Annotated in this window: 12 protein-coding genes and 2 pseudogenes; 9 read left to right on the forward strand and 5 right to left on the reverse strand. The window is 54.2% G+C overall.

The window, feature by feature from the left end; all coding sequences use genetic code 11:
* Positions 1-235: 235 nt before the first annotated feature.
* The 3 genes from Q4C79_RS12290 to Q4C79_RS12300 form a co-directional block, all read right to left on the reverse strand.
* Positions 236-1,183: an ABC transporter ATP-binding protein gene (locus Q4C79_RS12290; RefSeq protein WP_303091312.1), complete on the reverse strand. Its 948-nt coding sequence runs from the start codon at positions 1,181-1,183 to the stop codon at positions 236-238.
* 6 nt (positions 1,184-1,189) lie between these two features.
* On the reverse strand, positions 1,190-1,468 hold the full coding sequence (locus tag Q4C79_RS12295; protein ID WP_303091313.1) for a GNAT family N-acetyltransferase: 279 nt from the start codon (positions 1,466-1,468) through the stop codon (positions 1,190-1,192).
* Between the two features lie 202 nt (positions 1,469-1,670).
* Positions 1,671-2,159, reverse strand: coding sequence for an FxsA family protein (locus Q4C79_RS12300; protein WP_303091314.1), 489 nt, complete (start codon positions 2,157-2,159; stop codon positions 1,671-1,673).
* A 376-nt stretch (positions 2,160-2,535) separates the two neighbouring features.
* Between Q4C79_RS12300 and Q4C79_RS12305 the strand changes: the two genes are divergently transcribed.
* Both Q4C79_RS12305 and Q4C79_RS13235 read left to right on the forward strand, forming a co-directional pair.
* Complete coding sequence (locus Q4C79_RS12305) at positions 2,536-3,210, forward strand: peptidoglycan DD-metalloendopeptidase family protein (protein WP_303091315.1); 675 nt, start codon at positions 2,536-2,538, stop codon at positions 3,208-3,210.
* Positions 3,211-3,352: 142 nt separating this feature from the next.
* A pseudogene (locus Q4C79_RS13235) lies at positions 3,353-3,487 on the forward strand (lipoprotein signal peptidase); the annotation flags it as partial.
* Here Q4C79_RS13235 and Q4C79_RS12315 read toward each other — a convergent pair.
* A complete protein-coding gene (locus Q4C79_RS12315; RefSeq protein WP_303091316.1) occupies positions 3,488-4,090 on the reverse strand; it encodes a 5-formyltetrahydrofolate cyclo-ligase in 603 nt (200 codons plus the stop codon).
* Between the two features lie 43 nt (positions 4,091-4,133).
* Here Q4C79_RS12315 and Q4C79_RS12320 point away from each other — a divergent pair.
* Positions 4,134-4,271 (forward strand): annotated as a pseudogene (locus Q4C79_RS12320) (lipoprotein signal peptidase); the annotation flags it as partial.
* Positions 4,272-4,323: 52 nt separating this feature from the next.
* On the opposite strand, the gene Q4C79_RS12325 reads toward Q4C79_RS12320, so the two are convergent.
* Positions 4,324-4,854, reverse strand: a complete 531-nt coding sequence (locus tag Q4C79_RS12325; protein ID WP_303091317.1) for an inorganic diphosphatase — start codon at positions 4,852-4,854, stop codon at positions 4,324-4,326.
* 172 nt (positions 4,855-5,026) lie between these two features.
* Here Q4C79_RS12325 and Q4C79_RS12330 point away from each other — a divergent pair, with 172 nt between their 5' ends.
* The 6 genes from Q4C79_RS12330 (at position 5,027) to cysS (ending at position 10,616) form a co-directional block, all read left to right on the forward strand.
* The gene (locus Q4C79_RS12330; protein WP_303091318.1) at positions 5,027-5,230 is read left to right on the forward strand and encodes a hypothetical protein; all 204 of its coding nucleotides are present in this window, start codon (positions 5,027-5,029) and stop codon (positions 5,228-5,230) included.
* A gap of 138 nt (positions 5,231-5,368) precedes the next feature.
* Positions 5,369-6,100, forward strand: a complete 732-nt coding sequence (gene rpsB, locus Q4C79_RS12335) for a 30S ribosomal protein S2 (protein ID WP_303091319.1) — start codon at positions 5,369-5,371, stop codon at positions 6,098-6,100.
* 126 nt (positions 6,101-6,226) lie between these two features.
* Positions 6,227-7,081: a translation elongation factor Ts gene (gene tsf, locus Q4C79_RS12340; RefSeq protein WP_303091320.1), complete on the forward strand. Its 855-nt coding sequence runs from the start codon at positions 6,227-6,229 to the stop codon at positions 7,079-7,081.
* A gap of 322 nt (positions 7,082-7,403) precedes the next feature.
* Complete coding sequence (gene obgE, locus Q4C79_RS12345) at positions 7,404-8,552, forward strand: GTPase ObgE (RefSeq protein ID WP_303091321.1); 1,149 nt, start codon at positions 7,404-7,406, stop codon at positions 8,550-8,552.
* A gap of 35 nt (positions 8,553-8,587) precedes the next feature.
* Complete coding sequence (locus tag Q4C79_RS12350) at positions 8,588-9,034, forward strand: GNAT family N-acetyltransferase (protein ID WP_303091322.1); 447 nt, start codon at positions 8,588-8,590, stop codon at positions 9,032-9,034.
* Between the two features lie 169 nt (positions 9,035-9,203).
* Positions 9,204-10,616: a cysteine--tRNA ligase gene (gene cysS / locus Q4C79_RS12355; RefSeq protein WP_303091323.1), complete on the forward strand. Its 1,413-nt coding sequence runs from the start codon at positions 9,204-9,206 to the stop codon at positions 10,614-10,616.
* The last annotated feature ends 258 nt before the right edge of the window (positions 10,617-10,874 follow it).

Genomic DNA, 10,874 nt, shown 5'->3' on the forward strand with positions numbered 1-10,874 from the left:
GTGGGAGATTTTATGACTGCATTGCTACGGAGTTCTTATTTTAATTGACTATAAAACATAAGGAAAATGAGCAAAGCAGTTGAGTTCCTGCATGAAGCGGAAACAGGCTTTCAAGCGCATCATGGTAGGTGTAGCGAATTAACTTAACTTTCGCTATATATAAATGAATCGACTATATAAATGCCTGTCTGAAAACTATTTCAGACAGGCATTTTACAAATCTGTATTAAGGTTTTTACGGGAAACGGACGATTTGCGCGTCATCAACGGCCAGTTTAAGCGTGCCGCCGCTGTGCAGTGCGTCGCCCAGCCGCATGGCGTGCGGCCAGTCGAGGTTGAGCAGCAGCTTGCCGTGTTGCGAGTGGGTGAGACGGATGCGGCAGGAATCAGCCAAGCGGATGACTTCGTCGATTGCGCAATCCTCGCCGCTGCCGGGCAGCAGTGCGTTTTGCGGGACGTAGTGGTCGTCGCGTACGTTGAGACAGCCCAAAAGCCTTGCGGCTTGGCGGCCGGCGGGGCGGGCGAGCAGGTCGGCGGGGCGGCCGTGCTGGAGGATACGGCCGTTATCCATCAGTGCGATGCGGTCGGCCAGTTGGAAGGCTTCTTCGGGGTCGTGGGTAACCAGAATGGCGGGGATGTCCAAATGGCGGATGTGGGCCAGTGTTTGCCGGCGCAGGCTTTGGCGCAGGCCGGTATCGAGGCTGGAGAAGGCTTCGTCGAGCAACAGCAGGCGCGGCTCGGCCACCAGCGCGCGGGCCAACGCCACCCGCTGCTGTTCGCCGCCGGATAGGGCTTGGGTGCGGCGTTCCTGTTCGCCGGCGAGGCCGACTTCGGCAAGCATGGCGGATGCGCGTTTTCGGGCTTCGCCGCCGGATACGCCCTGCATTTTGAGCGGGAAGGCGACGTTTTGCCAGGCGTTCAGATGCGGTAGCAGGGCGAAATCTTGGAACATCAGGGCGATGCGGCGCTTTTCCGGCGGCAGCGGATTGAGCAGTATGCCGTGCAGATACACTTCGCCGCTGTCGGGTTCGACCAGCCCGGCGGCGATGTTGAGCAGGGTGGATTTGCCGCAGCCGGAAGCACCGAGTATCGCCAAGAGCGTGCCGTTAGTCACGCTGAGATTGATGTTATCGGCCACGGTTTTGCTGCCGAATGCTTTATGAATACCGATGAATTCGAGCATGGTGCTTCAGGCGGTTAAATCGCTGTATTCGGGGTGGCGTTTTATCCAAACCGCAACATACGAACAGGCGGGAATCACTTTTTTGCCGTGTTCGCGTGCATAATCAAGCGCTTGGCGGGTGAGGGCGGAGGCAATGCCGCGGCCTTCCAGCTGTGGCGGTACGAAGGTGTGGTGGAAAATCAGGGTGTGCTCGTTTTTGATTTGGTAATCAAGGTGCGCCACCATGCCGTTTTGCTGGTGTTCGAAGCGCTGTTTTTCGGGCAGATGGGTGATGGTGAGGGACATGGGGTTTCTCCTGTATGGCTTCACGCTGAAGACTCGGCTTCACCTTAGCAAGGGCGGAGCGGGGCGTCAATGTAAAAAGGTTGAGACCTTTGCAAAATATCCTTCTGCGGCTTGCTGCCTTGTATCGAAGTAATTGAATCCGCGAAAAAAAAAGCCTGTCTGAAAGGTTTCAGACAGGCTTTTTTAGGGCGGATGGCGCGGATTAACGGTTGTGCTTTTCATTCTCCGGGCTGTCGGTAACCGTATATTCGCCCTCGATGATGTCGTCGTTACGGTGAATGCGCGTGCGGCCGGCGGTGTGGCTAAAACCACCGGCATCGTTTTCAAAATCGGCGTTAAACGGTTTGGCATGCCCGCCGGAGGTGGAAACGGTAGGGCCGCCCTTAATCGGCAGCAACAATACAGCCGCAATCAGCGTAGACACAAAGCCAGGGCTGATCAGCAGCATACCGGCTACGGTGTAGCGGATCGGCCACAATAATTGATAAAGCGACACCCCGCCGCCGCGCAGCGTACTGCCCGCCATCAATACACCGGCCAAGCCGATGCGGCGCAACATAAACACGCCGATGGCGAAGCTGGCGATCATCAGCAACAAAGCGATGCCGCCGCCGAGCCAGTCGGCCACCCACACGATGGACATGATTTCCAAAAACAACAGCACCAAAAAACCGATACCGAAATATTGCATGAGCAGATTCCTTTTTGTTGAGCCGTTAACATAATGGCAAAAGGGTTTAATTTCAAGAAACTTTTTAGTTGGGAGGCATTCGGCGGGGGCGAACGGAGCCTGAATTGGTAGGGTGTTTGCCGCTTCTTAATAGCACGGAAAGCTTTGCCAAACTGCTTCAAAGATCTGCGCCAAACCCGAGTATGACGGATACAAATATTGTCAGGATTTAAGAAAGATTTTTGCAAAAGTCTCGTTTTTTTAAAACGTTTGAATATTTTCGGCCGTATCCTCATTTGAATACCTGTTGTCAAACGGTTGGCATATTGTTGAGGCAAAGCAGTAAAAAAAAGTTAAAGCAAAAACATTGCCGGCGGATATTGCTATCCTTACGGCCATGAAAAAATTAGCTTCCCGAATCTCAACAGGCGGCGCCGTAGTGGCCGCTTTGTTGCTGGCCGCGTGTGCCGGCACCTCCCATACCACCGGCCCGGTGCCGGAGGGGCATTACCGCGTACAGGCGGGCGACAACCTCTACCGCATCGGCTTGCGTTTCAATCAAAGCGCCGCTACGCTTGCGCGTTGGAACAACCTGAGCGATCCGACCCAAATCGAAGTCGGCCAGGTGTTGCGCGTGCGGCCCAATGCCGGCGAGCGCACCGTTTCCGCACCGCGCAGCAGCAGCGCCGGCGAAGTGAGGCCGGTGAACCGCATGGCTTTGCAGTGGCCGCTGGATAACCATACGGTCAGCAAACCTTATGACGGCGTCAGTAATAAAGGCATAGACATCGCCGGTGCACCGGGGACGCCGATTAAAGCGGCGGCCGACGGCAAAGTGCTGTATGCCGGCAACGGCGTGCGCGGTTACGGCAATCTGGTGCTGATCAGCCATAGCGGCGGCATGCTCACCGCTTATGCGCACAACGATAAGTTATTGGTCAGCAAAGACCAAACGGTGCGCGCCGGCCAGCAGATTGCGACGATGGGCAGCAGCGATACCGACAGCACCAAACTGCATTTCGAAGTGCGGGTGAACGGCAAAGCGGTGAACCCGATGCTGTATTTGAATTGATCTCTTGGCATGATTCCAAAATACGCAATGCCTGTCTGAAAAAAACTTTCAGACAGGCATTGCGTATTTCAGCGGCCTGAATCGACAGTATTCCGGCTAGGCGCAGCAGAGCTTTCGCGAAAATTAAGTTTATCCGAGACCTTTGCAAAACCCCCATCTGCGGCGCATTTCTGCGTTGTGTGCTGCTCGCTCGCTTGCCTAACTCTATGTTATGTCTGCGCTCGCTGCGCTGCTACGCCTTGAACTGCATCCACATCTGTGGGTTTTGCAAAGGTCTCTATCCGCTATAGCGCCGCTTAAAGGTCAGCCAAGCCTGTTCGCACACAAAAGCGTCCAGCGGTTTGTCGTGCGGCTCGTGCGGTAAGGTATCGGCCAGCTGGCAGGCAAAGCCGACGCCGATTTTTTTCGGCAGGGAAAAGCGGCAATGCGCCAGCGAAGCATCATAAAAACCGCCGCCTTGCCCCAACCGGTAGCCCTGTCTGTCGGCGGCCACCAAAGGCAGCAGCACGCAATCGAGTTTTTCCATCCGCACTTTTTGGCCTTTAAACTGCGGAATATCCAGTCGCCCGGCACGCCGGCGCTCGCGGCGGGCATCGGGCCGGTAACGGGTGAACCATAGTCGCCGTTTGCCCGCTTCGATATAAGGCAGGTAAACATGGGTGCCGCGGGCCAGTGCGGCCTGCATCAGCGCATCCAGCCGCAATTCGCTGCCCACCGGCCAGTAAAACGCGATTCTGCGGCCGCGTTTGAGCAGGCTTTTCAAGCGGCGGTTGATGCGGGTTTCCGCACGCCGGCGCTCGCTGATCGGCAGTTGCATGCGTGCGCGGCGGAATTGGCGGCGCAGCCGGTGTTTGAGTTCGGCATCGCAAGAATCGGTCATGGTCGCTGTCTTCCTCGGGTAATAAGCAAACAAAATGAGACCTTTGCAAAACCCCCATCTGCGGCGCATTTCTGCGTTGTGTGCTGCTCGCTCGCTTGCCTAACTCTATGTTATGTCTGCGCTCGCTGCGCTGCTACGCCTTGAACTGCATCCACATCTGTGGGTTTTGCAAAGGTTTCAAAATGCCTGTCTGAAAACATGTTCAGACAGGCATCATAGCAAATCCTTGCGCTTTATTGTTTTTTCCAGCGCTCTTGCGATTCGCGGATCACTTCTTTGGCTTCTTCGATGTCGCCCCACTTGGTGACTTGGGTAGTACCCGGTTTTTTCAGGTCTTTATAGTGGTTGAAGTGGAATTCGATCTGTTTAATTAATTGTTGCGGCAAATCGGCCAGGGTGTTGTAGGCATTGCCGTTGTTGCGGTCGTCGGCCGGAACCACGACTACTTTGTCGTCCACTTCGCCGTCGTCAACGAATTTCATCACGCCGATCACCTTGGCTTCCATGAAAATACCGGTCGGCAGCGGGGTTTCGGTGATGATCAGCGCGTCCAATTCGTCGCCGTCTTCGTCCAGCGTTTGCGGGATGAAGCCGTAGTTGGTCGGTTTGGCAAAAGCCAGCGGCTCGACGCGGTCCAGTTGCATTGCCGCCAGTTTGCGGTTCCATTCGATTTTGTGGTTGGAGCCGGCGGGAATTTCGATGACTACATTGATGATACCGCCGTCTACATCGCCGGCATCGAGGATTTGGTTAAAGTCTGCCATAAGGAATCCATTCGTTACATGAAGGTGGGGAAAGCGCAAATTATAGTGAAATAAGCGCTAAAGTGCTACTTTGCGGGCGACAAACGGTCGGATGGGTTTTATGGGTGAACACATTACCGTATCGGTTATATAATGCCTGTCTGAAAAATCTTGCGGAAGAAAAGAAGAAAATATGTGGCACATCATCCTCATCGGTTACGTTTTTGTGACGCTGATGTTTTCCGTTGCCCAGCCGGGTTGGGCGCGCATGCTGATTTATCTGACGGTGTTCACCATCCTGCCCACCGCGTTTGCTTTTTGGGTGGCCATCGTCCGTAAACGCAACAAGCGGATGAAAGCCATGCGGCAACAAAAACGCGCCTCCTTGCCAGAGTAAGGAAATTTCTATATAATTTCGCGGCTTTCGTTATGAAAGCTTTTATTTTTATTTTCAACGCTCGCATCGCGCCGAAGGGTGCCTGAATCAGGTTCTGTGCGCGGATGTTTGCAATAACCCTTTATTTAAGGAATATCCATGTCTCAAATTACCATGCGCCAAATGCTGGAAGCAGGCGTTCACTTCGGTCACCAAACCCGTTACTGGAACCCGAAAATGGAACAATACATTTTCGGCGCGCGCAACAAAATCCACATCATCAACCTGGAAAAAACCCTGCCGCTGTTCCATGAGGCTCAAGAAGTGGTACGCCGTTTGGTTGCAAACAAAGGTACCGTATTGTTCGTCGGCACCAAACGCCAAGCCCGCGAAATCATCCGCGAAGAAGCCACCCGTGCCGGTATGCCTTTCGTTGACCACCGTTGGTTGGGCGGCATGCTGACCAACTACAAAACCGTAAAACAATCCATCAAACGCTTGGAAGAAAAAGCCGCCGTATTGGAAAACGCCGATGCCAGCGGTTTCAACAAAAAAGAATTGTTGGACATGACCCGCGAAGTGGAAAAACTGGAACGCTCTTTGGGCGGCATCAAAAACATGAAAGGCCTGCCCGACGCGATTTTCGTTATCGATACCGGCTATCAGCACGGTACACTGGTCGAAGCTGCCAAACTGGGTATTCCGGTGATTGCCGTAGTCGATACCAACAACAGCCCCGAGGGCGTGAAACACGTTATCCCGGGTAATGACGATTCGGCCAAAGCCATCCGCCTGTATTGCCGCGGCATCGCCGATGCGGTGTTGGAAGGCAAAAACCAAGCCGTTGCCGAAACCGTAGCCGCCGCTCAAGAAGCAGCTGCTGCTGAATAAAACGGTATCGCGAAAGGGGCGGCAAGCGCCCCTTTTCATATCTGGCCGCATGATGCGGCCGTCCATTCATACTGAGCACGGCACTTGCCGTGTTCGAAACGAACATATTGAAATCTGGAGATAAAAATGGCAGAAATTACTGCGAAAATGGTTGCCGACCTGCGTGCCGCTACCGGCTTGGGCATGATGGAATGTAAAAAAGCTTTGGTAGAAGCCGAAGGCGACATGGAAAAAGCCGAAGAAATCCTGCGCATCAAATCCGGCGCCAAAGCCGGCAAACTGGCGGGCCGTACCGCTGCCGAAGGCGTGTTGGCTTATGCCATCGAAGGTAATGTGGGCGCATTGGTGGAAGTGAACTGCGAAACCGACTTCGTAGCCAAAGATGCCGGCTTCGTTGCTTTCGCCAATTCCGTAGCCAAAACCGCCGCCGAGAAAAAACCGGCCAGCATCGAAGAGCTGAGCGCTTTGGTGGAAGAAGAGCGCAAAGCCATTATCGCCAAATTGGGCGAGAACATGTCTGTCCGCCGCTTCCAAGTTATCGAAACCGCTAACAGCCTGACCGCCTACATCCACGGCGCGCTGGCGACCGAAGGCGTGTTGGTTGAATTCAAAGGCGCCGAAGACGTAGCGCGCAAAGTGGGTATGCACATCGTTGCGGCCAAACCGCAATGCGTGTCTGAAGCCGAAGTAGATGCCGAAACTGTGGAAAAAGAGCGCCACATCTACACCCAGCAAGCCATCGAATCCGGCAAGCCGGCTGACATCGCCGCCAAAATGGTGGAAGGCCGCATCAAGAAATTCTTGGCCGAAATCACTCTGAACGGCCAAGCGTTCGTGATGAATCCGGACCAAACTGTTGCCCAGTTCTTGAAAGAGAACGGTGCCGAAGTGATCAGCTTCGTGCGCTACAAAGTGGGTGACGGTATCGAGAAGAAAGAAGTGGATTACGCTGCCGAAGTAGCCGCTGCCGCTAAAGTGTAATGGTATCTGTGTAAAATCCGTCTGCCGCCCAAACGGCAGGCGGATTTTTCTTATCGCCCGGGTTGTGTAAAAAAACGGTCTGGCGCGATGACGAAGCCTGACGATTGAGGATGCCTGTCTGAAAACCGTTTCGTCAGCACCAGAAGGGCTGCCGCTGCCGGAACGGCGGGACAATATTTCCAGCGGATAAACGCTATATCATTTATAATTAAATTTGCATTATTTCAGACAGGCATTGGCACCGGCATGCGCAAAGCGTACCGCATCATAATATCGGAACGAATGGACAGATTGTGCACATGCTTTATTTATTGAGAAAACTATGAAATTTATCGACGAAGCAAAAATCGAAGTGGTGGCCGGCAAAGGCGGCAACGGCGCGGCCAGCTTCCGCCGCGAGAAATTCGTGCCACGCGGCGGCCCCGACGGCGGCGACGGCGGCAAGGGCGGCAGCGTGTGGGCGATGGCCGACGAAAACCTGAACACTTTGGTCGAATACCGCTTCGTTAAACGTTACCAAGCGAAAAATGGTGAGAAAGGCCACGGTTCCGACCGCTACGGTGCCGGTGCCGATGATATCGTACTGCATATGCCGGTCGGTACCCTCATCCGCGATGCCGATACCGATGAAATCGTCGCCGATTTAACCCATCACGGCCAGAAAGTCTGTTTGGCCAAAGGCGGCAAAGGCGGCTTGGGCAACATCCATTTCAAATCTTCGGTGAACCGCGCGCCCAAGCAGGCTACGCCGGGCGAAGAGGGTGAGGCGAAAAACCTGATTCTGGAGTTGAAAGTGCTGGCCGACGTCGGTTTGCTCGGCATGCCCAATGCCGGCAAATCCACCCTGATCCGCGCGGTTTCCGCCGCGCGCCCGAAAGTGGCGGATTACCCGTTTACCACGCTGCATCCCAATCTCGGCGTGGTGCGGATGGATGAGAACCACAGTTTTGTGATGGCCGATATTCCCGGCCTGATCGAAGGCGCCGCCGAAGGTGCCGGACTCGGCCACCGCTTTTTGCGCCACCTGTCGCGCACTGGTTTGCTCTTGCATGTGGTGGATTTGGCGCCGTTCGACGAAGCGGTCAGCCCGGCCGGCGAAGCCTTGGCGATTATCAACGAATTGCGCAAATACGATGAAGAGCTGTACGGCAAACCGCGCTGGCTGGTGTTGAACAAACTCGATATGCTCTCGCCCGAAGAAGCAGAAAGCCGTGCCGCTGAATTTCTGGCCGAAATCGGTTGGGATTATCCGGCGCCGGACGACCGTTTCGGCTTCGACATGCAAACGCCGCGCCTGTTTAAAATCAGCGCGCTTACCCATGAAGGCACGCAAGATCTGGTGCACCAAATCAACCAATATCTGATTGAGAAGAAACGCTTGGCTGCCGAAGCGGAAGCCGCCCAACAGGCCGCGGCTGAAGTGGCGGTCGAGCAGCCGAAAACCGATACTTCGGTGTTTAAAGCCGAATAATGCCTGTCTGAAAAGTTTCCGGAGTAAAACGGCATATGAATATCAGCATCCGTACGCTACATGAGGATGATTATGTACAATGGTTGCTTCTGTGGCAGGCTTATTTAGAGTTTTACCAGACGAAGCTGGCTGACGAGGTGACGCAGCAAACTTGGCGGCGGCTTACCGGGCGGCCGGATATGCAGGCGTTGGGTGCTTTTGACGAAGCGGGCCATTTGGCCGGCTTCGCACATATCGTTATCCATCCGAACACCTGGAATTTGACCGATTGCTGTTATCTGGAGGATTTGTTTACCGATCCGGCCTTCCGCCGGCAAGGCGTTGCGCGGCGGCTGATTGAGGCGGTCTATGCAGCGGCCGGAGAGAGAGGTTGTAACCGTGTGTATTGGGTCACTGCACCAGAAAATCATACCGCTCAGGGCTTATATAACCGGCTGGCACGGCAGACTGGTATGCTTCAGTATCGCAAGGATTTGGTGTAAACCGAATAAGGCTGCCGATATTTCTGAACAGGCAGCTTTTCTGATGTACGGCTATCGGATCATGTCTTACTTCGCAAGCCTTACCATTTTTGATAAGCGGATGGTACCGTTTCTAATCCGGCCGTACAGACAAAGACAATAATATTTCCATACCAACCAAGGCTCAACCATGTTGAATATCTATAACACCTTAACCCGACAAAAAGAACCGTTTTCCCCCATCGACCCGCAAAACGTGCGTATGTACGTTTGCGGCATGACCGTATACGACTACTGCCACCTCGGCCACGGCCGGGTGATGGTGGTATTCGATATGATTGCGCGCTGGTTGCGTGCACACGGTTATCCGCTCACTTATGTGCGCAACATCACCGATATCGACGACAAAATCATTGCCCGCGCCGCCGAAAACGGCGAGACCATCGGCGAATTAACCGCGCGTTTTATTCAGGCAATGCACGAAGATGCCGATGCCCTGGGCGTGTTGCGCCCGGATGTCGAGCCTAAAGCCACCGAACACGTCGGCCAGATGATCCATATGATTGAGCGGCTGATTGCCAACGGTAAGGCGTACCCCGCTGAAAACGGCGATGTTTACTACGCCGTGCGCGAGTTTGCCGCCTATGGCCAGCTTTCCGGTAAGTCGCTGGATGATTTGCGCGCCGGCGAGCGGGTGGAAGTGGACGGCTTCAAGCGTGATCCGCTCGATTTCGTGTTGTGGAAAGCCGCCAAGCCCAACGAAGCCGATTTTTGGGAAAGCCCGTGGGGCAAAGGCCGCCCGGGCTGGCACATCGAATGTTCGGCGATGAGCGAAGAGCTGTTCGGCGACACCTTCGATATTCACGGCGGCGGTGCCGATTTGCAGTTCCCGCACCATGAAAACGAAATCGCCCAAAGCTGCGGAGCACACGGCGGACATTGCGGCCACAACCACGAGGGCAAACAGATTGAGAGCCATGTTAAATATTGGCTGCACAACGGTTTTATCCGCGTGGACGGCGAAAAAATGTCGAAATCGCTGGGCAATTTCTTCACCATCCGCGATATTTTGAAAGTGTACGACCCGGAAGTGGTGCGCTTCTTTATTCTGCGTGCGCACTACCGCAGCCCGCTAAATTATTCCGACGCCCATTTGGACGATGCCAAAGGCGCGCTCACCCGTCTTTATACCGCCTTGAAAAATACCCCGCCGGCTGAGTTTGCCTTGAGCGAGGATGCCAACGAATATACCCGCCGCTTCTATGCTGCGATGGATGATGATTTTGCCACCGTAGAAGCCGTGGCGGTTTTGTTTGAACTGGCCAATGAAGTCAACCGCACCAACAGCGCCGAATTGGCCGGCTGCCTGAAAGCCTTGGCCGGCATCATCGGCCTGTTGCAGCGCGACCCGCAAGAATTTATGCAAGGCGGGCAGGCGGAAGGCGGTTTGAGCAACGAAGAAATCGACGCATTAATCGAGCAGCGCAAACAGGCCCGGGCGGCAAAAAACTGGGCGGAATCCGACCGTATCCGGGATTTGCTGACAGCCGAGAATATTTTGCTGGAAGACGGTGCCAACGGTACGGTTTGGCGCCGCGGATAATATAGTGGCTTAAATTCAGAATAGGGCAAGGCGAGGTAACGCTGTACTATTCCCGAATTTAAGCCACTATACTTGTACGGGTTTTAATCCCCGTCTTTTTTGCCTAGAGTTTATTCTGGCATGGAAAAGAGCGAATCGGCCTTAATCGTTTGTGTTTGATAAAAAATGCCTGTCTGAAAACTGTAATGGTTTTCAGACAGGCAGAGACCTTTGCAAAAAAACCAAAACTCCTCTAAATTCCCCCTAAAGAATTCAGAG

The organism is Neisseria sp., from assembly GCF_030523955.1.
Classification (GTDB): domain Bacteria; phylum Pseudomonadota; class Gammaproteobacteria; order Burkholderiales; family Neisseriaceae; genus Neisseria.